The sequence below is a fragment of the Aneurinibacillus terranovensis DSM 18919 genome (genome assembly GCF_000430625.1).
Lineage (GTDB): Bacteria > Bacillota > Bacilli > Aneurinibacillales > Aneurinibacillaceae > Aneurinibacillus_B > Aneurinibacillus_B terranovensis.
On record NZ_KE387173.1, the window covers coordinates 32526 to 55328 of the forward strand.

General features: G+C 48.4%; 23 protein-coding genes. 16 read left to right on the top strand and 7 right to left on the bottom strand.

Annotated features, from left to right (window positions below; translation table 11 throughout):
• Positions 1-28 precede the first annotated feature (28 nt).
• The gene (locus H525_RS24700; RefSeq protein WP_035101883.1) at positions 29-1390 is read left to right on the top strand and encodes a hemolysin family protein; all 1362 of its coding nucleotides are present in this window, start codon (positions 29-31) and stop codon (positions 1388-1390) included.
• A gap of 340 nt (positions 1391-1730) precedes the next feature.
• Here H525_RS24700 and H525_RS0118020 read toward each other — a convergent pair whose 3' ends face one another.
• A complete protein-coding gene (locus tag H525_RS0118020) occupies positions 1731-2465 on the bottom strand; it encodes a MerR family transcriptional regulator (RefSeq protein ID WP_027417320.1) in 735 nt (244 codons plus the stop codon).
• Between the two features lie 182 nt (positions 2466-2647).
• Here H525_RS0118020 and H525_RS0118025 point away from each other — a divergent pair, with 182 nt between their 5' ends.
• The gene (locus tag H525_RS0118025; RefSeq protein ID WP_035101887.1) at positions 2648-2851 is read left to right on the top strand and encodes a cold-inducible protein YdjO-related protein; all 204 of its coding nucleotides are present in this window, start codon (positions 2648-2650) and stop codon (positions 2849-2851) included.
• 196 nt (positions 2852-3047) lie between these two features.
• Here the strand turns inward: H525_RS0118025 and H525_RS0118030 are convergent, their stop codons facing one another.
• From H525_RS0118030 to H525_RS0118040, 3 genes are all read right to left on the bottom strand, one after another.
• Positions 3048-3404 (bottom strand): VOC family protein, encoded by a 357-nt coding sequence (locus H525_RS0118030; protein WP_027417322.1) that lies wholly within the window; start codon positions 3402-3404, stop codon positions 3048-3050.
• Between the two features lie 166 nt (positions 3405-3570).
• Positions 3571-4227, bottom strand: coding sequence for a response regulator (locus H525_RS0118035; RefSeq protein ID WP_035101889.1), 657 nt, complete (start codon positions 4225-4227; stop codon positions 3571-3573).
• Positions 4224-5234, bottom strand: a complete 1011-nt coding sequence (locus tag H525_RS0118040) for a PAS domain-containing sensor histidine kinase (RefSeq protein ID WP_027417324.1) — start codon at positions 5232-5234, stop codon at positions 4224-4226. The genes H525_RS0118035 and H525_RS0118040 overlap by 4 nt, the downstream gene beginning before the upstream one ends.
• A 183-nt stretch (positions 5235-5417) precedes the next feature.
• Between H525_RS0118040 and H525_RS0118045 the strand changes: the two genes are divergently transcribed.
• The 4 genes from H525_RS0118045 (at position 5418) to H525_RS0118060 (ending at position 8570) form a co-directional block, all read left to right on the top strand.
• A complete protein-coding gene (locus H525_RS0118045) occupies positions 5418-5798 on the top strand; it encodes a rhodanese-like domain-containing protein (RefSeq protein WP_027417325.1) in 381 nt (126 codons plus the stop codon).
• A 100-nt stretch (positions 5799-5898) separates the two neighbouring features.
• Positions 5899-7053, top strand: a complete 1155-nt coding sequence (gene steA, locus H525_RS0118050; RefSeq protein WP_027417326.1) for a putative cytokinetic ring protein SteA — start codon at positions 5899-5901, stop codon at positions 7051-7053.
• 5 nt (positions 7054-7058) lie between these two features.
• Positions 7059-7736: a glycosyltransferase family 2 protein gene (locus tag H525_RS0118055; protein WP_027417327.1), complete on the top strand. Its 678-nt coding sequence runs from the start codon at positions 7059-7061 to the stop codon at positions 7734-7736.
• A gap of 6 nt (positions 7737-7742) precedes the next feature.
• Positions 7743-8570, top strand: coding sequence for an MraY family glycosyltransferase (locus tag H525_RS0118060; protein ID WP_027417328.1), 828 nt, complete (start codon positions 7743-7745; stop codon positions 8568-8570).
• Positions 8571-8572: 2 nt separating this feature from the next.
• Here H525_RS0118060 and H525_RS0118065 read toward each other — a convergent pair whose 3' ends face one another.
• Positions 8573-8821, bottom strand: a complete 249-nt coding sequence (locus H525_RS0118065; protein ID WP_425387741.1) for a DUF2627 domain-containing protein — start codon at positions 8819-8821, stop codon at positions 8573-8575.
• A gap of 153 nt (positions 8822-8974) precedes the next feature.
• On the opposite strand from H525_RS0118065, the gene H525_RS0118070 reads away from it, so the two are divergent.
• The 6 genes from H525_RS0118070 to H525_RS0118095 all read left to right on the top strand — a co-directional run bounded on the left by H525_RS0118070 (position 8975) and on the right by H525_RS0118095 (position 17374).
• Positions 8975-11032, top strand: a complete 2058-nt coding sequence (locus H525_RS0118070) for a sigma 54-interacting transcriptional regulator (RefSeq protein ID WP_035101891.1) — start codon at positions 8975-8977, stop codon at positions 11030-11032.
• Positions 11033-11243: 211 nt separating this feature from the next.
• Positions 11244-12344 carry a branched-chain amino acid dehydrogenase gene (gene bcd / locus H525_RS0118075; protein WP_027417331.1) on the top strand — a complete coding sequence of 367 codons (1101 nt, stop codon included), beginning with the start codon at positions 11244-11246 and terminating at the stop codon, positions 12342-12344.
• 108 nt (positions 12345-12452) lie between these two features.
• Positions 12453-13874, top strand: coding sequence for a dihydrolipoyl dehydrogenase (lpdA, locus tag H525_RS0118080; protein ID WP_027417332.1), 1422 nt, complete (start codon positions 12453-12455; stop codon positions 13872-13874).
• A gap of 25 nt (positions 13875-13899) precedes the next feature.
• Positions 13900-14898 (top strand): thiamine pyrophosphate-dependent dehydrogenase E1 component subunit alpha, encoded by a 999-nt coding sequence (locus H525_RS0118085; RefSeq protein ID WP_027417333.1) that lies wholly within the window; start codon positions 13900-13902, stop codon positions 14896-14898.
• Between the two features lie 12 nt (positions 14899-14910).
• Positions 14911-15894 carry an alpha-ketoacid dehydrogenase subunit beta gene (locus tag H525_RS0118090; protein WP_027417334.1) on the top strand — a complete coding sequence of 328 codons (984 nt, stop codon included), beginning with the start codon at positions 14911-14913 and terminating at the stop codon, positions 15892-15894.
• A 31-nt stretch (positions 15895-15925) separates the two neighbouring features.
• On the top strand, positions 15926-17374 hold the full coding sequence (locus tag H525_RS0118095; protein ID WP_027417335.1) for a dihydrolipoamide acetyltransferase family protein: 1449 nt from the start codon (positions 15926-15928) through the stop codon (positions 17372-17374).
• A gap of 116 nt (positions 17375-17490) precedes the next feature.
• On the opposite strand, the gene H525_RS0118100 is transcribed toward H525_RS0118095, so the two are convergent.
• Positions 17491-18036, bottom strand: coding sequence for a hypothetical protein (locus H525_RS0118100; RefSeq protein WP_027417336.1), 546 nt, complete (start codon positions 18034-18036; stop codon positions 17491-17493).
• Between the two features lie 88 nt (positions 18037-18124).
• Here H525_RS0118100 and H525_RS0118105 point away from each other — a divergent pair, with 88 nt between their 5' ends.
• Positions 18125-18730: an undecaprenyl-diphosphatase gene (locus H525_RS0118105; RefSeq protein ID WP_027417337.1), complete on the top strand. Its 606-nt coding sequence runs from the start codon at positions 18125-18127 to the stop codon at positions 18728-18730.
• A gap of 50 nt (positions 18731-18780) precedes the next feature.
• Here H525_RS0118105 and H525_RS27590 read toward each other — a convergent pair whose 3' ends face one another.
• Complete coding sequence (locus H525_RS27590; protein WP_155837422.1) at positions 18781-18918, bottom strand: hypothetical protein; 138 nt, start codon at positions 18916-18918, stop codon at positions 18781-18783.
• A 567-nt stretch (positions 18919-19485) separates the two neighbouring features.
• On the opposite strand from H525_RS27590, the gene mce reads away from it, so the two are divergent.
• The 3 genes from mce (at position 19486) to H525_RS0118120 (ending at position 22757) form a co-directional block, all read left to right on the top strand.
• Positions 19486-19905 (top strand): methylmalonyl-CoA epimerase, encoded by a 420-nt coding sequence (gene mce, locus H525_RS0118110; protein ID WP_027417338.1) that lies wholly within the window; start codon positions 19486-19488, stop codon positions 19903-19905.
• Positions 19906-20000: 95 nt separating this feature from the next.
• On the top strand, positions 20001-21551 hold the full coding sequence (locus H525_RS0118115; RefSeq protein ID WP_027417339.1) for an acyl-CoA carboxylase subunit beta: 1551 nt from the start codon (positions 20001-20003) through the stop codon (positions 21549-21551).
• Between the two features lie 90 nt (positions 21552-21641).
• Positions 21642-22757: a M20/M25/M40 family metallo-hydrolase gene (locus H525_RS0118120; RefSeq protein ID WP_027417340.1), complete on the top strand. Its 1116-nt coding sequence runs from the start codon at positions 21642-21644 to the stop codon at positions 22755-22757.
• The last annotated feature ends 46 nt before the right edge of the window (positions 22758-22803 follow it).

A 22803-nucleotide genomic window follows, 5' to 3' on the forward strand; every position in this document is an offset into this window, starting at 1 on the left:
TGTTGCCAGGTACGGCAGCGGAGACCAGTTGAATAATGACCCTCTCTCGGTATTATTTTCTCTTATTGCTATTTTGGCACTCGTCCTCTTAAACGGTTTTTTTGTAGCCGTTGAGTTTGCCATTGTAAAAGTAAGAAGTACAAGAATTAATCAATTAATCACCGAAGGAAATAAGCGGGCTGAAACCGCTAAAAAACTTGTTGATAATCTGGATGCCTACTTATCCGCTACGCAATTAGGGATTACGCTGGCGTCGCTCGGCCTTGGCTGGATTGGGGAACCTACGATTGCCACTCTTCTCCGTCCTGTTTTTTCATTATTTTCTATTTCGGATACGATTCTTCATACCTTGTCTATCATCATTGCTTTTTCTGTAATTACCTTTCTTCATATTGTACTCGGAGAGCTTGCTCCGAAATCGTTTGCGATTCAGAAGGCGGAGGAAACGGCTCTGTGGACGTCGGGAATTCTCGTTATGTTTTATAAGGTAATGTATCCGTTTATATGGTTGTTAAACAAGGCCGCCACCTTTTTTCTTCACATCGTCGGGATTGAACCGAGCGGGCCTCATATAGCGGCACATACGGAAGAAGAAATCCGTATTCTTATGAAGCAAAGCCATAAGAGTGGACTCATTGATCAGACAGAGCTGACGCTTGTGGATAATGTATTTGAATTTGCGGAGAGAAATGCCCGCGAAATTATGATCCCCCGTACAGACATGGTCTGTATGTTTCAGGATGCAACATTTGAAGAGAACTTTGGTATAGCGATGAAAGAAATGCATACGCGTTATCCGATCGCTGCCGAAGATAAGGATAATATCATCGGCTTTGTTCATATAAAGGATATTTACAATCTCTATATGAGTGACCGTAAAAATGAGATGTCTTTAATTATTCGGCCGGTTGAAACGGTGCCTGAGTCGATTCATATTAGCGATCTGCTTAAACTGATGCAGCGCAAACGAAGCCATATGGCTATCGTTATCGACGAATACGGCGGAACAGCCGGGCTTGTAACGATTGAGGATATTCTCGAAGAGATTGTGGGCGAAATTCAGGACGAATTTGACGAAGAACGCCCACACATAGAGAGAAAAACCGACCATACTTTCTCTGTTGACGGACGGCTGCTGATCGAAGAAGTAAACGACCGCTTTGGTGTGGAGTTAAATTCGGACGACTATGATACAATTGGCGGCTGGATTTTTTCTCAAGTGGAATTCCCGCCTAAAGTTGGCCAGACGGTCACGTCCCATGGGTATGAGTTTAAAGTAACGGAAGTCGACCATCTGCGTATCGTACGCCTGTTGATGAAAAAGCTGGAGATAGATTCCGAAAATGTGGAGGGTGAAATCCGTGCAAGCGGTGCAGGCGTCCACGAATAGTTAAATAAACCACGCATTGGGCTCACTGGACATTTGGTTGGCAAATGTTTTAGCGGGCCTTTTTTGCATCACCTATAAGCGTTGTTTGCGACGCGCAACGAAAAACTACGCGGTGGCAATGGAATGGCCCTTTTTTATTTTTTGTAAGGGTCTTCCCTTGTGGGGATGTTTAACTGCCCAGTGTTTTTCTGGAGTTTGGGGACGTTTTTAGGCCCGACTGACTACATCTTCGAGCTACCCAAATGTTTCGGGCCGGTCCCCAAACGGAAGAGAAGCACGGACACTAGATACTTCCCTGCAAGGGAAAACTGGCAAAAATAAACAGATTCGATGCATCACGTTAATACTCGGATGAAATCCGCGGGGCCTTGCGGAAAAGAGACCATTTAAAGAAGTGGGGTTTTTTGTGTTTATTCTTCCTTTTTTCTGTAACAGAAAGCATCTGCAGTTCGAAATTCATTTTGCGCATTTCCAGGCGAATATTTTCCTGTTTTTTTTCTATTTCCTCCATTTTTCGCATAATATCCTTAAAATGGACGTCTGATAAAGGAGAGGATGTGGCAGTGGGCAGGGAAGGCCTGGGTATCTGCCTGGCAGCGGCGGCTTCGAGAGCCGTTTCCAGTGCGCTGCCGACTGCCGTTTCAACCCCGGCCGCTGTTTGCCGGTATGATTCTGTAATTTCCTGAATTGTTTGATAAAACTGTCGATTAATATGATCTTCAAGTTCCGTAATTCTTTCCACAACGCTTTCCTCCTGAATACCGTTCAGGGAGGACTCGAAAGGATGAGTCGGTGATTCGTTTTCTTTTCCGCTCTCCTTTCTTTCCGCCAGTATTCCTTCCGCCAGGAGTCTATCTTCTACTTCTTTCAATGTTTGAACACCGGTGTCTTTCACCCGTTTTATCTCAATTAGCAAGTGAAAGGCTTGTTCACTTAAGTGAAGGTGACCCTGGCTGTTTTTTTGCAGCACCATATACGGGCTGAAAAAATCAATCCAGTTTCTCAACGTCCGAACATGTACATCAAGTGTAACCGCCACATCCTTTGAAGTCATCCACGCACCATTGTTTTGCATAATGAATCGCTCCCCCTTCACGTTGTCTTGTTGTAAATTAGCATACGGCAAAATGCCGCAACTTCCAACCACCTCGACAAAGGTTATCAAAAGAAGTGCCTATTCGCTATTTCCGACATCAACTCGCATAAAAGCACACACATTTGGCATACTATGACTATCATTGCCGGAGGTGGTTTATCATGGCTTTTATGCGCGGTAAACAGCAGGTAGAAGAGGTAGAAAAATACGACATCGCGATTTGGAATTGCGACAATCCCGATTGTAACGCCTGGATGAGACAATTGTACTCCTTCGAAAAAGATCCGGTGTGCCCCCTGTGTCAGTCAACCATGAGCCAGGAAATTAGACTTCTTCCTGTTCTCTCCCATTCCATCAGCCCTTGAAAAGGGCTTTTTTTATAACGTGAACATTTATGTTAGTAATTTAGCGCCAGGCCATTTTCTGCAATTCGCTGATTAATTTTGCCTTTAAGCCCTTTATGAAAATGAATTGGAAGAGTTCTCTTATAAGTTAAATAATATGAATTAATTTTATTAGATTTTAAGCCTTTAAGTAAAACGAGGAACCAAATTAGGTTCCTCAGTTCTGAGTTTTGACTTCGACCAAGTAAAGGGTATTCCCGTCAGGGTCGCCGAAGTATGCTATCCGGGTTGCCTTGTCTTCCATTACAGGTGAGAAGACAACACCCCGGGATTGCAGTGTTTCGGTCGCAGCTACCAAATCCTGTACTTCAAAGCCAATAGAGAGGCTCTCAGATTTTCCTGGTTGGGGGCCGTGCTCTCCAGCGGGGTGTAACCCAGTTAACCTTGGGGCTTGTACCTGAGCCCAATGTCCCTGCACTTCGTATTGTAGCCTCAACTCAAGCGTTTTCATGTAAAACTGGACTGCTCGATTTAAATCTGACACCATCACCGTCACATTACCATTCTTGAACAAACCATTACCCCCTTTTCAGTTTGTCTACATGATAACAAAAACCAGTATTTTCCACGATTTAATAACAGATCATCAATTCTTAAGGGGTTTTTATATATTATTGCTTGCGGCGAGGAATGAGACGAGCACTCCCTTTAGAGATGCATGCGCAGCCTCTTTACCACTCTTAACTCGGCGGGCTGACCTGCATAAGCCCGTGATTAATCGCATATTGAACAAGCTCTGCCCGGCTTGTTAAGGCGAGTTTTTTCATGATGCTGCTTTTATGGTTTTCCACCGTTTTTACACTAATGACAAGGCGATCCGAGATTTCCCGGTTGGTATAGCCTCTTGCGGTCAAGCGCAGGATTTCTTCTTCGCGTACCGTTAATGTAACCGGACGGGTTTCTAACTGTATTTCCTTTATGCAGCGGGTTACCGTTTCCTCAGGGAAAAAGGCGTCATAATATTTCTTTCCCTGAAAAAGGGCATGAATCGCTTCAAGCAGCTGGTTCGGGTCGGTCTGTTTCAGCACAAGGCCGTTTGCCCCAATGCGAATGGCTTCCTTCAAATAAATTTCATCCTCATACATCGTAAGGACAAGGACCGGTAAATCAGGGTGGGATCGGTGTATTTCCTGCAGGGTAGTAAACCCGTCCATTCCTTTCGGCATCGATAAATCGCAGATAACAATATCGGGCTCGACGACGTAGATTTTCTGGAGACCTTCCGTACCTTCCGATGCTTCCCCAACCACAATCAAATCAGGCTGACTGTTTAAAAAGGAAGAAAGCCCGGAACGTACAATGTTATGGTCATCTATTAACAGCAATTTAATTTTCATTTTTTCTCACCTTTCCACGCCCCGGGGATATATAAATGAAAGCTTGACCCTTCGCCGGGTGCGGAGTTAATTTCCAAATGGCCGTCCAGAAACACTGTCCGTTCTTTGACATGCTTTAAACCAAGGCCGGAATGAACCTCATTTACATTAAAGCCGATACCTTCATCACGAATGGAAATAACAAGGTCGTGTCTGTTCGCAAAATCAACGGATACGTAGGCGGTAGGGCTGTTAGAATGCTTCACGATATTATTTAAAATCTCTTGAATAATCCGGTATATATTAAGTTCAATATGCGGGGCCATCCTGTGTTCGGTACGCAGGACAGACTTCAACGTAATTTTAATAGGAAAATGGCGCTCCATGCTGTGGATCAGAGAGGATATGGCTGCCCCCAAACCAAGCATATCGAGTGTATCGGGCCGGAGGTTGGCGGATAAACGTTTGACTTCGCTCATCGTATCATTCAGAATCGTCTGCAGTTCAGCAACGGTATTTTTGGCTTCTTCCTCATCGATTTGCCGGACGAGGCGGTGCAGCCCCATCGACACACTGTATAACGATTGACCGACACCGTCATGCAGTTCCTGGGCCATCCGTTTTTTTTCGGCTTCCTGGGCTTCAATCGTTTGCCGGGTAATAAGCTTGGCCATCCGGGCTTCTTCTTCTTTTTTCTTTTTTGATATATCCCGGATCATCAGCACCATCTGTTTCTCCATATCATTTTTTCCCGGAAGATACGTAGTGCTAAAGGCTACGGGAAGATTTTCGCCATAAACAGGCATTTCTGATTCAAAATAGGGGACCGGCTCTTTTTCCGCGAGAAGGCATCGTTCCTCCCCTGGCATCAGCTCGCGTTTCTGACAAAATGTACAATAAGGGACCTTTTCACCGATCTGCCAGCCGGTCAGCTTACGGGCGGCGGGGTTCATTTGCTGGATAATGCGGTCCCTATCCATAATCACAACACCATCCGTTAAATAGTGAAAAAGCTCCCTGGTAAACACGCGGCAGTTCCTCCGATCCCAATGAAATAAGTAAAAAGTGAAGTTGATCATCACAATACTTTCTATTTCCATTATACCATTTTCTGTGCCTGCCTGGTTACGTCGTTATGTATAATCCTTGCGGCAAATCAGCGGCTATAGTACCATACTATACAGGTAAAATTGTTGAAGGAGAGAAAACAGATGGATTGGTTAACGATTGTTCTGCTTGTTTTAATTGTTGTTTTTGTCATTTTCCGGTTGATGCCGCCGCGTGGAATAAAGAGTATTTCCGCCGGTGAACTGCAGGAAGCGATGAAGGAACCGAAAGGGAAGCAGCTCATAGACGTACGGGAACCGCAGGAATACCGTGGCGGACATATTCAGGGAGCACGCAATATTCCGATTGGACAAGTCCAATCCGCAGCATCCGGCATTCCGAAAGATAAAGACACCTACTTAATTTGCCAGAGCGGGTTACGCAGTGCCCAGGCAGCCCGTATACTGAAGAAGAAGGGGTTCACGAACCTGTACAACGTGTCCGGAGGCATGAAGCAGTGGAAAGGGAAAATTGTAAAAAAGTAAGTTCTTACAAAGCGTCGGGCGTCCGGCGCTTTTTTCAATCTATACAAATGTATGGAACACGTTCCTTCTTTTCATACTAGGAATTGAAGGAGTGATGAACATGCTTTCCGTATTGAGAAAGAGAAGGGGCATCATTCATGGACGGGTACGATGCGGGAAACTAACAAAGCAAATCGTCAACCAGATTCAGCCGGGGGAAATAGCGGTTATTTCCCACGCGGACATCGATGAAGTAACGGCCCATAGCCTTGTCTCGCGGAGAGTGAGGGCGGTGATTAATTGTTCGCCTTCCTTTACAGGCCGCTACAGTACGGAGGGGGCGCGTCTGTTGCTCGACAATCACGTTCCGCTGTATGATTGTTCACCCTGTTCCGATATCATTTCATACTTGCATAATGGGCAACTGATTACAATAGACGGCCATTATTTATTTAATGAGAACGGACAAAAACTATCCCGCCTTACCCTCGTCACGATGTCTATCTGGAAAGAGAAGCATAAGATAGCCGAGGATAATGGGCAGCGTCTGCTGGAAGAGTTTATTAATAATACACTGGAGCACGCCATCCGTGAAAAATCATACTTTATCAATCCTTTACCGGAACTGCCCTTGAATACATCTCTTATCAACCGAGATGCGGTCGTTGTCGCGCGCGGCAATCACTATCGTGAGGATTTACAGGCGATTCGCGCTTATATTCATGAAGTGAATCCGGTGCTGATTGGCGTGGATGGAGGGGCGGATGCGCTGCTTGAATTCGGGCTTACCCCTGATATTATAATCGGGGATATGGACAGTGTGAGCGATAGAGCGCTTGCGGCGGCAAAAGATATTGTTGTCCACGCTTATCCTGCCGGAGGGGCACCGGGCGAGCAGCGTGTCCATGGGCTTGGCCTTCCCTATCATCTGCTTCATGCGCCGGGAATGAGCCAGGATATCGCTTTGCTGCTTGCTTACGAATACCAGTCCCGGTGCATTGTGAGTTTAGGCACCCATTCTAATATGATTGAGTTTTTAGAAAAGGGGCGAAGCGGGATGGCCAGCACACTCCTCGTGCGAATGAAAATTGGGACGCGCCTTGTCGATGCCAAAGGAATAAGCCAGCTTTATCCCCGGCGTACGGCGGGAAAATCTATCCTGCATATGTTCGGGGGGATCGGATTCCCGGCCGTGATCGCAGCGGGCTTCCATCCGGTTTTTCGCAACAGCCTGCTCGCTGTTTGGCTGCATGTGAAAGCGATTGTAGGCGGGTGAATGAAATGAGCGCACATACCGCCATCATTATCCCGGCGTTTAATGAGGAAGCACACCTTCAGGCTACACTTCAATCATTGAGGCATCCCGCATTTTCCGGCAGCGAAGTTATCGTGGTCAACGACGGCAGTACGGACAAGACAGGCGATATTGCACAGGTGTGGGCCCACCGCGTGATACATAATGAGCGGAACCGGGGAAAGGGGTATGCGTTATTTCGCGGTGTGGAGAAGACGGACGCGGATTATTTCCTGTTTATCGATGCCGACCTTGGGAACAGCGCCTGCCATACCGCAGCACTTTTGCAAAAACTTCGTGAAAATAAAGGGGTTGACCTTGTGATTGCGTCTTTTCCGCCCGGGAAGCAGAGCGGATTTGGATTGGTGAAACAGGCGGCACGGCGTTCCATTCGCCAGCTGACCGGCGTAACGCTTGGCGAACCGCTGTCCGGACAGCGGGGATTATCGCGCAGCGCCGTGAAAACCATCCGTTCTTGGGACTGCGGTTTCGGGATTGAAGTCGCGATGACGATTGACATCGTGCAAGCCGGACTTGCGGTGTGCGAAATTCCCCTGCCGCTTTCCCACCGTGAAACAGGAAAGACGTTACCGGGATTCCTCCATCGCGGCCGGCAGTATGCGGCAATCTGTAACGTACTTATACAGAAGCGGATAAGGGGGTGATGAGAGATGCACGTTCTGCTTCTACCTGTGATATGGTTTTTGGTCCGGATGAGCATGATATATCTCCTGCATGTTTACATAGAAAAAGGATGGGTTGCCGCCAATTACCGGCAAAAAAACATCCCGGTTGGCTACGGAACGGTTGTTCCTGTGTTTTTATGTATCTTTTACGTGCTGTGGATACAGTTAGACGGAAGTGGTGGTACGGCCATTGTCAAAACGGGCGGAGAGGTACTTCTTTGCAGCCTCATCTCTCTTGTCGGCTGGGTGGACGACAGGAAAGGAGACCGCGGTATAAAAGGATTAAGGGGGCATCTGGGGGCATTGCAGAACAGCGGACAGCTGACCACCGGCATGATAAAAGCCGCAGCAGGGCTGCTTGCCGCAGCCGGCGCGGCTTTTACTATAAACGATGGAACGCTAAATATTGTGGTAAATACTCTGATTATCACGCTGGCAATCAATGCGATTAACCTGTTGGATGTACGTCCCGGGCGCGCCCTGAAAGGCTTCTGGTTCCTTCTTTTCCTTAGCGTATGTTTCGGGTCTGTCCCGCCTGCGTCATGGCCGCTTGTTCTTATTGTATCCACGATTACCGTGGCGGCCGCTCCCGATGATTTTAACGCGCGGGCCATGATGGGTGACGTCGGTTCAAACACCCTTGGATTTCTTGCGGGTATTTTTTGCGCCGCGGCCCTGCCGTTTTCCGTGCGTATCTGTTTGCTGGCCTTGTTTATTGTCCTGCACTGGCGGGCGGAAACGTCTTCCCTTTCCCTTGTCATCCAAAATAATAAATGGCTCAATCGCCTGGATCACGTGGGTCGAAAAACGTAGAGTTATATTTTTTTCTGAAAACGCGACTGCACACGGTTTTTTTTGCGGTCCTTATGGAGGATATAACCGGCGATAAAACAAAGGCCAAACAAAAACATGGCCAGCGCCGCAAAAAAACGTCCTGCCATAAAATGGTGAATAGTTGGGTCAAAATACAAAAAAACGGTATCACGCATCATCTTAAACCCAAACACGGCGATGGCGCCCGGGATAACATAAACGATCATAACAGCGAGAAAACGTGCCAGCATGCAAATCCCTGCTTCCTTCATAAACGGTTATCTTTTTACTTGCCATCATATTACTTGTTTACCCGGTGTTTGTCTACCGTTGTGTTACATGAAAAAATTTGCTTAAATATAAATAGAAATCTGCAAATTTTTTCACATTTGGGAGAGGATCCGATGAAAGTGGTGATTGTTGGAGCCGGGCGCGGCGGAACCGCACTGTTGAAAGTGCTTTCACATATGGACAGCCTGCGGGTTGTCGGGGTTGTGGACCGCTGCGAAGACGCGCCCGGCATGAGGTTAGCCCGCGAAATGAACATCCCTGTTGCCGCTTCCGTTCTGTCTTTTTTGGACGACGGATTATCCGTTATTTTTGAAGCCACAGGTGATGAAGCGGTTTACGAGTGGTTAAAACAAATAAAGCCGTCTGTGACCGTACTTATACCGGGAATGATCGCTTCCATCATCGTAAAATTAATCGAGGAGCACGAGCGGCTGATTTTGGTATTGCATAATAAAAAGCGCGAATTGGATGCCATTATTAATTCAACCCATGATGCGATGGTGGCTGTCAATCAGGAAGGTGTTATTACTTTATATAACCGGGCGGCGGCACGCATTCTTGGTATCGCGATGGAAACGGCCATGGGGCAACCTGCCGAAAAAATTATTCCGAACACCCGTCTCCATGTTGTACTGGCTACGGGAGAAGCGGAGCTCAATCAAGAGCAGCGGCTTACAAACAGGCATCGCATTGTCACAAACCGCGTGCCGATTACGGATGAGGGCGGACAGATGATAGGGGCGGTGGCTGTTTTCCATGATATCACGGAAGTGACTGCGCTTACGGAAGAGATTATGGATTTAAAGGATATTAAGAGCTTACTGCAGGCGATTATCCAGTCTTCCAACGATGCCATTTCCGTAGTGGATACACAGGGGAACGGCCTGATGATTAATCCTGCATATACCCGGCTTACAGGTCTGACGGAAGAGGATGTGATCGGTAAACCGGCCGATGTGGATATCTCGGAAGGGGAAAGCATGCATATGCAGGTGCTGCGCACGGGTCAGCCGGTACGCGGAGTTCCTTTAAAGGTTGGACCGCGTAAAAAAGACATTATTGTCAACGTGGCGCCCGTTATCGTAGACAACATGCTAAAAGGGAGTGTTGGTATCATCCATGACGTTTCGGAAATCAAAAAGCTTACCGATGAGCTGGAACGCGCAAAACGTTTAATTCGTACACTGGAAGCGAAGTACACCTTTGATGATATCGTCGGTTCGAGCGAAGGAATGGTGCATGCGATAGAGCAGGGTCGCAAAGCAGCCCTTACACCCGCAACCGTGCTGCTACGCGGTGAATCCGGTACGGGAAAGGAATTGTTCGCCCACGCGATTCATAATGAAAGCAGCCGTAAGTATAACCAGTTCGTCCGGGTCAATTGCGCAGCCATCCCGGAAAGCCTCTTGGAAAGCGAACTGTTCGGCTATGAAGAGGGCGCGTTTACCGGCGCGCGTAAAGGAGGAAAGCGCGGACTGTTTGAAGAAGCAAGTGGAGGAACGATATTTCTCGATGAAATCGGCGAATTGAGCATGAGCACGCAGGCAAAGCTGCTGCGTGTGCTGCAGGAGAAAGAAATTGTCCGCGTTGGCGGAGGGAAGGCTATCCCGGTGGATGTCAGAATTATTGCAGCAACGCATGTGAATTTGGAGAGAGCGATGCAAATGGGACTTTTTCGTGAAGACCTTTATTACCGGATTAACGTACTACCTATCGTTATTCCCCCGCTGCGCTACCGTACGAAAAAGGATATTGAAATTCTGGTGTACCACCTGCTTGATAAATATAACATCGAATACGGCCGCAATGTAACGAAGATTGACCCCGAAGCGCTGGACATTCTCTCACGCTATACCTGGCCTGGGAATGTGCGGGAGCTGGAAAATGTCATTAGTCGGTCGCTCATAACGATGCGTTTTCAGGAGACTGTCATTACTGCCCGCCATTTGCCGGAATTGCATGCTGCTGAAAATCAGGAAACCGCGGATTCCGGCATTCCGCCTACAGCGGACGGAGCGATAAGGCCGCTCAATGATATACTGGAAGAGGTGGAAGCGAAGGCCATTCAGGCCGCGGTTGCTCGCTGCAAAGGGAATAAAACCGCTGCGGCAAAACAACTGGGATTGTCAATTCGCAACCTTTACTATAAAATTGAAAAGCATGGTTTGTGACAAAAATTGCATGCATTGAATTGCGCGGTATGTAATTTTTTGCAGACTAATAAGAACCGATAGCTTTACCGAACCAGGTGCGTAATCTTTTCGGGTATATATTTTTTAGGGAAGCGTTTTCAATGTTTGGCTTGGCATATGTTTTGCATAATATAACTGGTGTGCGGATACGTAATTCAGTTTGCAGTTCATATACATTGGGAGGCTTACCATGAAAATTTTTGACTATCTTACGAAATATGATTACGAACAACTTCTCTTTTGTCAGGATGAAAACTCCGGCTTAAAAGCGATTATAGCTATCCATGATACAACGCTTGGCCCTGCTCTTGGCGGAACGCGGATGTGGACGTATGAAACGGAAGATGACGCGATTGAAGATGCGCTGCGGCTGGCCCGTGGAATGACGTATAAGGCAGCAGGCGCAGGGCTCAATCTGGGCGGCGGGAAAACGGTGATTATCGGCGACCCGCGCAAGGATAAAAGTGAAGAGCTGTTCCGCGCATTCGGCCGCTTTATTCAGGGGTTAAACGGACGCTACATTACCGCTGAAGATGTGGGGACAACGGTAGCGGACATGGACTTAATTCATATGGAAACCGATTATGTAACAGGCGTATCCCCGGCGTTCGGCAGCAGCGGAAACCCTTCACCGGTTACTGCGTACGGGGTGTACCGCGGCATGAAGGCGGCGGCGAAAGAAGCATTCGGCAGCGATGATTTGTCTGGAAAAACAATCGTGGTACAGGGTGTAGGGAACGTCGCATACAATCTATGTCGTCATCTCCATGCAGAGGGAGCCACGCTTATTGTAACCGACATTAATAAAGAAAATGTTCAGCGCGCTGTCGATGACTTCGGGGCGAAAGCAGCAGACCCTGCGGATATTTACAGCCGGCCGTGCGATATCTTCTCACCGTGTGCGCTGGGCGCCGTCATTAACGATGCGACCATCCCGCAGCTGAAGGCGAAAGTCATTGCCGGGGCGGCGAACAATCAGCTTAAGGAAGAGCGGCATGGGGACACGATTCAGCAGATGGGCATCGTATATGCGCCGGATTATATCATCAATGCGGGCGGCCTGATTAACGTAGCCGATGAATTGCAGGGCTATAACCGGGAGCGGGCGATGAAAAAAGTCGAAACGATATATGATAATATTCAAAAGGTAATTGAGATCGCCAAGCGCGATAACATTCCGACCTACCGTGCCGCCGATCGGATGTGTGAAGAGCGCATCGCTAGTGTGCAGAAATCACGCAGTATGTTTTTACAGAACGGCAAGCACGAGCTATCCCGTATCCACCACTAAAGAAAACTTTGGCTAGCCAAGCGAAAGGCGCAGGCAATAGCCTTAGTTGCACTTATGCGTATAGAAAAGCTATACTTTCCTATACGCAAATAAAAATGAGGTGACCGTATGTCAAATCAATATGATGTCGTCATCCTTGGCGGCGGAACCGGCGGCTATGTAGCCGCCATTCGCGCATCGCAGCTGGGATTGAAAGTAGCGGTAGTAGAAAAAGATAAGCTTGGCGGCACCTGCCTGCACCGCGGGTGTATCCCGAGCAAAGCGCTGCTGCGCAGCGCCGAAGTGTACCATACGCTTAAACATGCAGAAGAATATGGCGTAACCGCAAGTGAAATCGGACTGAATTTTGCCCGGATGCAGGAGCGCAAAGCGAAGATTGTCGAGCAGCTCCATAAAGGCGTCCAGCATTTAATGAAAAGCGGAAAAATTACCGTATACGAAGGCATAGGTCGGATTATGGGCCCTTCTATTTTTTCGCCGCAGGCCGGAGCCGTCAATATTGAATATCCCAATGGAGATTCTGAAATCATTACCCCGAAGTTTGTGCTGATTGCAACCGGATCGCGTCCCCGGATGCTCCCCGGGCTTGAAGTGGATAAGGAATTCATCATGACAAGCGATGAGGCGCTCCAGCTGGAAACCCTGCCGAAATCTGTGGTGATTGTAGGCGGCGGTGTCATCGGAGTCGAATGGGCGTCCCTGTTTAATGATTTGGGGGTAGAGGTGGAAATCGTCGAATTCGCCGACCGGATTCTGCCGCTCGAAGATGAGGATATCAGCAAGGAGATGGCCCGCCTGCTTAAAAAACGCAAAATCAAAATACATACCGGGGCGAAAATTATGCCGGAAACGCTTGAACGCGGGGAAGGCAGCATTACCATTAAAGCCGATCAAAACGGAAAAGAAATCGTGTTAACGGCGGAGAAACTACTCGTTTCTGTTGGGCGGCAGGCGAACATTGAAGACATTGGGCTGAATAATATAGAAGCGGAAATTGACCGTGGCGGCATTAAGGTCAATGACATGTACCAGACAAGGGAGTCCCATATCTACGCGATTGGGGATGTAATCGGCGGGTTACAGCTCGCGCATGTGGCCTCCCGTGAAGGCATTACAGCGGTTGAACATATGGCTGGATTACATCCGGAGCCGATTGATTACAGTATGATTGCCAAGTGCACCTACAGCCGTCCGGAAGTTGCCAATGTTGGCTTAACGGAAGCGGAGGCGAAGGAGCAAGGATATATCGTAAAGGTCGGCAAATTTAATTTCCGTGCGATTGGCAAAGCGCTCGTATACGGTGAATACGACGGTTTTGTCAAATTGGTTGTGGATGAGCAAACAGGTGATCTGCTTGGTGTCCATATGATCGGCCCGCACGTAACCGATTTGATTGCCGAAGGTGCGCTGGCCCGCGTGCTCGATGCAACCCCGTGGGAAATCGCTCATACGATTCATCCGCATCCTACGCTTTCCGAAATTATGGGGGAAGCCGCGCTCGCTGTCGACGGAAAAGCGATTCATTCGTAGGAATCGAATAAAAGGAGGGTTTTATATGGCTGAGAATCGTCACCAACCACTCGGGTTAACCGATGAGCAGGTGTTGGATATGTATTATTTGATGCTGCTTGCCCGCAAGGTGGATGAGCGCATGTGGCTTTTAAACCGCGCCGGAAAAATTCCGTTTGTCATCTCGTGCCAGGGACAGGAAGCCGCACAAATAGGAGCCGCTTTCGCGTTTGACAGGGAAAAAGATTATGCGTGTCCATACTATCGTGATATGGGTTTTGTCATGGCGTTCGGCATGACAGCGAGAGACATGATGCTGTCCGCGTTTGCGAAAGCAGAAGATCCGAACAGCGGCGGACGGCAGATGCCGGGGCACTTTGGAAGCCGCAGGTACAATATCCTTACAGGCTCAAGCCCGGTTACGACCCAGGTTCCCCATGCGGTAGGACTCGCGCTTGCCGGGCGCATGGAAGGAAAAAATCCGGTTGTGTTTACTTCTTTCGGAGAGGGATCGAGTAACCAGGGCGATTTTCATGAAGGGGCGAACTTCGCCGGTGTGCACAAACTCCCTGTTATTTTCTTCTGTGAAAACAATAAATATGCGATTTCCGTCCCGCTCGCGAAACAGATCGCATGCCAGAGCGTGGCGGACCGGGCGATCGGGTATGGTTTTCCCGGGGTCAGCATCGATGGAAACGACCCGATTGAAGTATATAAAGCGACGAAGGAAGCGGTGGATCGCGCCCGCCGCGGAGACGGACCGACATTAATTGAGGCGGTAACATACCGGCTTGTCCCGCACTCCAGCGACGACGACGACCGTGCATACCGCTCCCGGGAAGAGGTTGCCGAAGCGAAAAGCAAAGACCCGATTCTTCGTTTCCGTACTTATCTGCAGGAAGTGGGCCTTCTAAGCGAGGAAGTCGATAACGAATTAAATGATCGTGTAGCAAGAGAAGTAGATGAGGCGACTGAGTACGCCGAGGACGCGCCATATCCGGAACCGGAAGAAACGCTGCGCCATGTATATGCGGAAGCGGAATAGGAGGGGGAAAAATTGGCGATTATTTCTTATATTGATGCGGTAACTCAAGCATTGCGCGAAGAAATGCAGCGGGATAAGCGCGTATTCGTAATGGGGGAAGACGTCGGGATACGCGGTGGCGTGTTCCGTGCCACGAATGGATTGTATGAAGAATTCGGGGAAGAGCGTGTCATGGATACGCCTCTCGCTGAGTCGGCGATTGTTGGGGTAGCCATCGGAGCGGCCGCATACGGAATGCGCCCGGTTGCGGAAATCCAGTTCGCGGATTTTATTATGCCGGCCGTCAACCAGATTGTAAGTGAAGCGGCAAAGATGCGCTATCGGTCCAATAATGACTGGCACTGTCCGCTCGTCGTCCGGGCGCCTTATGGAGGCGGCGTACACGGGGCTCTCTACCATTCCCAGAGCGTGGAATCCATGTTCAACAGTACGCCGGGATTAAAAATCGTTGCGCCCTCTACTCCCTACGATGTGAAAGGCCTGTTAAAGGCGGCCATTCGCGATGAGGACCCGGTTTTATTCTTCGAACACAAGCGTTGCTACCGCTTGATTAAAGGGGAAGTGCCGGAGTCGGATTATACGGTGCCAATCGGAAAAGCGGATGTGAAGCGTGAAGGAGAAGATATTACGGTTATCAGCTACGGATTAATGCTTCACTTTGCCCTGCAGGCAGCAGAGAAACTTGAGGCGGAAGGCATCAGTGCCCATGTGCTGGATTTGCGCACGTTATACCCGCTTGATAAAGAGAGTATCGTGGAAGCTGCGAAGAAGACCGGCAAGGTTCTCATTATTCATGAGGATAATAAAGAAGGCGGCGTAGGCGGTGAAGTCGCCGCAGTGATCGCAGAAGAATGCCTGTTTGACCTCGACGCGCCAATCAAGCGCCTTGCGGGACCGGATGTACCGGCTATGCCGTACAGCCCTCCGATGGAGAAGTTTTTTATGCTAACGCCTGAAAAAGTATTGGATGCAATGCGTGAGCTTGCAGAATTCTAAGTGAAGAATCAATAAGGGGGCTTATTGTATTATGGCAACGGAAGTGCTCATGCCTCAGCTTGGCGAATCCGTGACAGAGGGCACGATTGCCCGCTGGCTCGTTAAGCCTGGTGACCATGTAAAAAAATATGAACCTCTTTGTGAGGTCACGACCGATAAAGTAAACGCGGAAGTCCCTTCAACGATGGAAGGCACGGTTACAGAACTCGTGGCCCAGGAAGGGGATACCCTCGCGGTAGGCCAGCTTATCTGCTATATGGATGCGGAGGGTGCGTCTGCTGACGGGAACGCGGCTTCCACTGCAGCTCCGGCAGGTACGAAGGAGAACGCGGTGGAAACATTGGCAGAACGTCCGCACCAAACTGGGGTAAAACCAGCTGAACAGGCTGCATTCGCTGACCCCGCGCCGAATCTGTCTGCTCAGGCGGCAGCCCCGACAGCGCAACCGGCCACGGTAGACAAGAAGCAGCGTTATTCTCCGGCTGTACTGCGTCTGGCGCAGGAGAACGATATTGATTTGTCCTTCATCCAGGGAAGCGGCAGGGAAGGTCGGGTAACGCGCAAAGATGTGCTGGCTTTTATCGAAAACGGAGGGGCGGTGCAGCAGAATACTGCCGGGCAAGTTCAGAGGCAGGAAACACCTTTCCGGGCCATTCCTGCCGTTTCACCACAGCGGCAGGCTGAAATGCCGCTTGATAGCTACAACTCCCGATCCACAATGGAAATCGTTCGCTCTAACGCCCCGGTGTGGGAGGAAGCGCAGCCGCAAACAGCGTTGTATCCGGGCGATACGGAGATTCCGGTAACGAGCGTGCGCAAAACAATTGCTTCCCGCATGGTGCAGAGCAAGCACGAAGCACCCCATGCATGGACAATGGTGGAAGCTGACCTTACAAATCTGGTGAAGTTCCGCAACTCCGTGAAAAATGAATTTAAGACAAAAGAAGGCTTTAACTTAACCTTCCTGCCATTCTTTATTAAGGCGGTCGTCGAGGCGATCAAGGAATTCCCGATAATGAATTCGACCTGGGCCGGTGACAAAATCATCATGCGCAAGAATATCAACATCTCGATTGCGGTAGCAACCGATGATGCCCTTTATGTACCGGTCATTAAAAACGCCGACCAGAAGAGCATCTATGGCATTGCGCGGGCGCTTGATGAACTCGCGCGGAGAACGCGTGAAGGTAAACTTACGATGGAAGACATGAGCGGAGGTACGTTTACGGTAAACAATACCGGTTCATTTGGTTCCGTGCAGTCGATGCCAATCATCAATTACCCGCAGGCTGCGATTATCAGCATCGAATCGATCGTAAAACGACCGGTCGTGATCGATGGCATGATCGCGATCCGTGACATGACGAATTTTTGCCTTTCGTTAGACCACCGAATCCTTGACGGACTTGTGTGCGGCCGCTTCCTGCAGCGTGTAAAGGAAAAAATGGAAGCCTACAGTTCGAATACAACGATATATTAGGATTTTAGGATTGAAATGAGGCCGATTTAGCAGGATCCTGCTAAATCGGCCTATCTTTTACACCTCGTGTAATTTTGTATAAATGGCATTTTCAGTAATCATCTGTCTCTATCTCCTTATTTTCTAAAAACGTTGAAAATCTCAAACGTAAACAATGCGGCGGCTAAAAAACAGCTCCCTGACATACATCCGCCATGACCGGGCTTTTTTACCAGGAGGCTAAAGGAGTACCTGGCCATCCTGATAATCATCAGGCAGAACAGCCAGCGGCCTATTCTCTCGTTTGTTAAATCTTTTAACAGGGGAACATTGGTTTTTCCCATTTCCTGGCTATATTTTTGTGTCCACCATAGGAACGGAACAATTTTGTAAAGGTATCCTAAAAGGCTTAGCGAGATCCACCCGTACAGATACAAATACAATACAGGCAGCACCAGCCGGCTGCCGTCGCCCCATATAAACGAGAAAGGCAAAAGCAGAAAGGAAAGGAGCGCGAATAACAGCATTCCCGCAGCTATCAGGAGGATTCCTGCCAGCTCTAGAAACAGGATCCCGCTTATCATGGCTGTAATCGCTGCCGCGATTCCGCCATGAAATAATCCCAGGATCCATTTTGGAAGTGCGTCCTTGTATCCATGAGACAGGGAAAACATCGGAACCATTTTAAATTAAATTTTTTATTCTCCCTGAACTTTTTTGTGTTCCTCCCAGTCTCTTTACTTGACTACATTAAAAAGTGGAGGAACAACGATGTCTTTTTCGCAGTTTGACTACCAGATATTCCAGTCTATCAATCATTTAGCAGTAGTTTTTCCTGCTTTAAATCCGCTGATGCGGTTTCTGTCATTAGATGGAGAGTATTTGTTCTATTTGGGGATTATTGTGTACTGGTTTAGCCGCAAACACAATCGTCCCATGGTTATCCAATCTCTGTTATCCGCATGTGTTGCGTTAGGGATTAGCGCGGTTATCGGATTACTGAAATACCGGGACCGCCCGTTTATTTCACACCATGTAATCCAATTAATTCCCCACGCAGCAAACGCCTCTTTTCCAAGTGACCATGCAACCGGCGCCTTTGTTATTGCCACATCGATTTGGCTTTTCCGCAAGCGGGAAGGACGGGCGTGGCTTGTATTGGCAGCTTGTGTCGCTTTCTCCCGTATATGGGTGGGCGTTCACTATCCGAGTGATGTCATTGCAGGAATAATTCTCGGTACAATTACGGCTTTGAAAATTAACGACTGGCTTCCACAATGGAAAATGATCGGCTCTATTTTAAATTCCGGTCTCTCCTTTTATGAAAAAATAGAACAACGCATTTTCCCTGTCCAACATAAAAGGAACAGCCGGTAAGCCAGGCAAAAAAACAGCTATCCTTGTTATGGATAGCTGCGAAAGCCAGGTTATGAAACTTGGTCAATGCTTGTCAAGGGAATGACCCGGATGACCCCGCCTGTTGCAATGCCTACTGCGTTGTCGTTAACAAAAGCAACGGTACCGGTAATCGTTGTATTGGTTCGGCGAACAATAGTGGTTGTCAATAAAGTATTGGCGCGGTTTCTTAAAAGTTCTCTAATAAATTCGAACTTTTATTCCCCCTTTCATTTTTTATTACTATATTGTATGAACGGACGGAAGACCTGTCCTAGTCGATCATCTTGCAAGAGTAAATTATCGAAAAAATAATAGATTAGCGGATAGGAGTCCGGGCAAGACTATATTGAACCATATACAAGGCGGCGTCACCCACCATTTATACATCGGTATTATTGGAAATCTTCCTAAATGGATACGATATTTGCTTTTGTAATGGCCATAGTGCTGATATTTTATGTGATGTCAATTTTAAATGATTGACCATAAAAGCGCCTGATAGTACACGTGTGGATTAACTAGTTCTAGGAGCACAAAGAACAGTCACACTTCCCGGCAAGGAAAACCGAAAAAAATCGGGAGAATTCCTCAAAATAAAGCAGGAGTCTACATAACAAAAGACGAATATGTAATATTGGAACAATTTTAGATAATGAAAAGAGAGAGATGAAACCGAGGAGTTATAAGGAGGAGAAACCATGGATACAATGGAGAATTCCAAACAGCAGCCGATTATGGAAGCGCCTAAAAAAATTGAACATATCGGTATTGCCGTTAAAAACCTTGATGAATCCGTACATTTTTATACGCAAATGTTAGGATTAAAGCTATTGGGTTATGAAACGGTCGAAAGTGAACACGTGCGCGTTGCGTTTCTCCAAATTGGGGAAACACGTCTTGAATTATTGGAACCTACGAGCGAAGAGAGCGCGATCGCCAGATTTATTGAGAAAAAAGGCGAGGGAATTCACCATATCGCTTTAAATGTGGACCATCAGCAGGAGCGCCTTACCGCGTTAAAGGATGCAGGGGTGAGGCTGATTAATGAGACACCTAAACTTGGAGCTCATAATAATCTGGTAGCGTTCCTCCACCCGAAATCAACGAACGGGGTACTGCTTGAACTTTGCCAACAGGCAAGCAGCAGCCATTGACTGTTTAACCGCAACACTAACCGTTCAGCTGTGAGACTACCTGGATAAAAAATAAATAGAAAAGCCTGTGTTTGGATGGGAGGACTTTACTAACAATGAGCAGTATGTACGAAAAAATTGATGAACTATATGAACGCCGCATGAAAGTGGAACTCGGCGGAGGCGATAAGCGAATCGAAGCCCAGCACAACCGCGGCAAACTTACGGCCCGCGAACGGATTGACCTTTTCCTTGATGAGGATACATTTGTCGAACTCAATCCTTTTATTGAACACCGGGCCACAAGCTTCGGAATGGATAAAATGGAAGGTCCCGGCGAAGGGGTTGTAGTTGGATACGGAAAAGTAAACGGCCGCCAGGTGTTTATCTTCTCTCAGGATTTTACCGTATTTGGCGGTGCGCTCGGTGAGATGCACGCGTTGAAAATTGCGCGCATTATGGACCTGGCAGCGAAAAATGGGGCTCCTGTCGTTGGACTTAATGATTCCGGAGGGGCGCGTATCCAGGAAGGCGTGGAATCGCTGGACGGATACGGCCATATTTTCTACCGCAATTCCATTTATTCCGGCGTTGTGCCGCAAATCTCAGTCATCCTCGGACCGTGCGCGGGTGGGGCAGTGTATTCTCCGGCCATTACGGACTTCGTGTTTATGGTCGAAAAAACGAGTCAGATGTTTATCACAGGGCCAAAAGTGATTGAAGCGGTTACAGGTGAGAAGATTTCATCGGAAGACCTGGGCGGGGCGAGCGTACACGCCTCGATTAGCGGCAATGCGCATTTTACCGCACCGAGTGAACCGGAAGTTCTGGAAGAAGTACGTCGGCTTTTAAGCTTTTTGCCGCAGAGCAGTATGGAAAAGCCGCCGGTGATCGAGACACCTCCCGACGACGGATGGGATGATGACCTGGCTGAGATTGTACCGATCCAGACAACAAAAGTGTACGACGTGCGCAAGGTGATCGACCGGGTTGTAGATCATCAGGATTTTATGGAGGTACAGCCCAATTTTGCGAAAAACATCGTCGTAGGCTTTGGCCGCATTGATGGGCACAGCGTCGGAATTATCGCCAACCAGCCAAAGTTTATGGCGGGCGGACTTGACATCAATTCGTCAGACAAGCTTTCGCGATTTATCCGCTTCTGTGATTCCTTCAATATACCGCTCATTACATTTGAGGATGTTTCCGGCTTTTTCCCGGGGGTTAACCAGGAGCATGGCGGTATCATCCGCCACGGGGCAAAAATTCTGTATGCGTATTCGGAAGCGACGGTGCCGAAAATCACGGTTATCCTACGGAAAGCCTTCGGGGGAGCTTATGTGGCGCTTAACTCCAAATCAATTGGAGCGGATGTTGTCTATGCATGGCCTAATGCAGAGATTGCCGTAATGGGTGCCGAAGGGGCGGCCAACATTATTTTTGCGAAAGACATTGAAAACAGCGAAGACCCGGGTGCTACCCGCGCCGCGAAAATTACCGAATACCGGGAACGGTTTGCCAACCCGTATGTTGCTGCCAGCCGCGGTATGGTCGATGATGTGATTGACCCGCGTGAAACGCGAAAAAAACTGAGCCAGGCGCTGGAGATGCTGCGCAACAAACAGGAAACCCGTCCTGCGAAAAAACATGGGAACATCCCGCTGTAAGTTTTTTCCTGAAAACCTGGATGGACATTGCCACGGTTGTGTATAATGGACAAGTGAGTTCGTGTACATAATTTGTCGGAGGTGTTTTGCATGGTAGATCAGGAACGGATTGTAAACGAATTTATGGAACTTGTGATGGTGGACAGCGAGACAACGCATGAACGTATGATATGTAATGTGTTGAAAGAAAAATTTGCAGCTTTAGGGCTTGAAGTAATCGAAGACGATGCGGCGGACAAAACCAGCCATGAAGCGGGCAATTTGATTGTTACTTTAAAAGGAACCGTTGATTGCCCGACGATTTACTTTACCTCCCATATGGACACGGTCGTGCCCGGAAAAGGGATTAAGCCAAGCATTAAAGAGGGGTATATTGTATCAGACGGTACAACCATCCTTGGCAGTGATGATAAAGCGGGAATTGCAGCTATGTTTGAAGCCATTCGGATTTTACAAGAGAAGAAGATTCCGCACGGCACGATCCGGTTTGTGATTACGGTGGGCGAAGAATCAGGGCTGCAGGGGGCTAAAGTACTGAACCCCATTCATGTGCAGGCCAAGTATGGATATGCGCTCGACAGCAATGGCAAAGTTGGCGATATTATTGTGGCAGCGCCGACACAGGCGAAAGTGAAAGCCATTATTAACGGAAAATCCGCGCACGCGGGTGTGAATCCGGAAGCCGGGATCAGTGCAATTCAGGTGGCAAGTCAGGCGATTTCCCGCATGCCGCTCGGCCGCATCGACAAAGAGACAACCGCAAATATCGGCAGCTTTCAGGGCGTAGGGCCGACCAATATTGTGTGCGACAGAGTGGAAATTCTGGCGGAAGCACGCAGCCTGGTTCACGATAAAATAATAGCACAGACGGAAAAAATGAAGCAGGCGTTTGAAAAGACCGCGGCTGAATTCGGCACAACCGCCGAAGTGCACATTGATATTATGTATCCGGGCTTTAAGTTTTCGGCAGAAGACCTCGTTGTACAGAAAGCCATGGCGGCGGTAAAAGCTGTCGGCCGGGAGCCGCGGGTTCTCTCCAGCGGCGGTGGAAGCGATGCGAATGTAATCTCCGGGCACGGAATTCCGACCGTAAACCTTGCCATTGGCTATGAGGACATTCACACAACGAATGAAAAAATTCCGGTAGAGGAACTTGTGAAAACAGCCGAACTAGTCGTTGCCCTTTGTACAGAAGCGACGAGATAAAGAAAAAAGTTACCAGGCAGAGGTAATTGAAAGAAAATGTCGAATA

Excerpts from the sequence above, each read along its gene's own strand:
- H525_RS0118020 (WP_027417320.1), bottom strand. The coding sequence starts at position 2,465 with ATGCAAAACAATGGTGCGTGGATGACTTCAAAGGATGTGGCGGTTACA.
- H525_RS0118025 (WP_035101887.1), top strand. The coding sequence starts at position 2,648 with ATGGCTTTTATGCGCGGTAAACAGCAGGTAGAAGAGGTAGAAAAATAC.
- H525_RS0118035 (WP_035101889.1), bottom strand. The coding sequence starts at position 4,227 with ATGAAAATTAAATTGCTGTTAATAGATGACCATAACATTGTACGTTCC.
- H525_RS0118045 (WP_027417325.1), top strand. The coding sequence starts at position 5,418 with ATGGATTGGTTAACGATTGTTCTGCTTGTTTTAATTGTTGTTTTTGTC.
- steA (WP_027417326.1), top strand. The coding sequence starts at position 5,899 with ATGCTTTCCGTATTGAGAAAGAGAAGGGGCATCATTCATGGACGGGTA.
- H525_RS0118055 (WP_027417327.1), top strand. The coding sequence starts at position 7,059 with ATGAGCGCACATACCGCCATCATTATCCCGGCGTTTAATGAGGAAGCA.
- H525_RS0118060 (WP_027417328.1), top strand. The coding sequence starts at position 7,743 with ATGCACGTTCTGCTTCTACCTGTGATATGGTTTTTGGTCCGGATGAGC.
- H525_RS0118065 (WP_425387741.1), bottom strand. The coding sequence starts at position 8,821 with ATGCTGGCACGTTTTCTCGCTGTTATGATCGTTTATGTTATCCCGGGC.
- H525_RS0118070 (WP_035101891.1), top strand. The coding sequence starts at position 8,975 with ATGAAAGTGGTGATTGTTGGAGCCGGGCGCGGCGGAACCGCACTGTTG.
- bcd (WP_027417331.1), top strand. The coding sequence starts at position 11,244 with ATGAAAATTTTTGACTATCTTACGAAATATGATTACGAACAACTTCTC.
- lpdA (WP_027417332.1), top strand. The coding sequence starts at position 12,453 with ATGTCAAATCAATATGATGTCGTCATCCTTGGCGGCGGAACCGGCGGC.
- H525_RS0118085 (WP_027417333.1), top strand. The coding sequence starts at position 13,900 with ATGGCTGAGAATCGTCACCAACCACTCGGGTTAACCGATGAGCAGGTG.
- H525_RS0118095 (WP_027417335.1), top strand. The coding sequence starts at position 15,926 with ATGGCAACGGAAGTGCTCATGCCTCAGCTTGGCGAATCCGTGACAGAG.
- H525_RS0118100 (WP_027417336.1), bottom strand. The coding sequence starts at position 18,036 with ATGGTTCCGATGTTTTCCCTGTCTCATGGATACAAGGACGCACTTCCA.
- H525_RS0118105 (WP_027417337.1), top strand. The coding sequence starts at position 18,125 with ATGTCTTTTTCGCAGTTTGACTACCAGATATTCCAGTCTATCAATCAT.
- mce (WP_027417338.1), top strand. The coding sequence starts at position 19,486 with ATGGAAGCGCCTAAAAAAATTGAACATATCGGTATTGCCGTTAAAAAC.
- H525_RS0118115 (WP_027417339.1), top strand. The coding sequence starts at position 20,001 with ATGAGCAGTATGTACGAAAAAATTGATGAACTATATGAACGCCGCATG.
- H525_RS0118120 (WP_027417340.1), top strand. The coding sequence starts at position 21,642 with ATGGTAGATCAGGAACGGATTGTAAACGAATTTATGGAACTTGTGATG.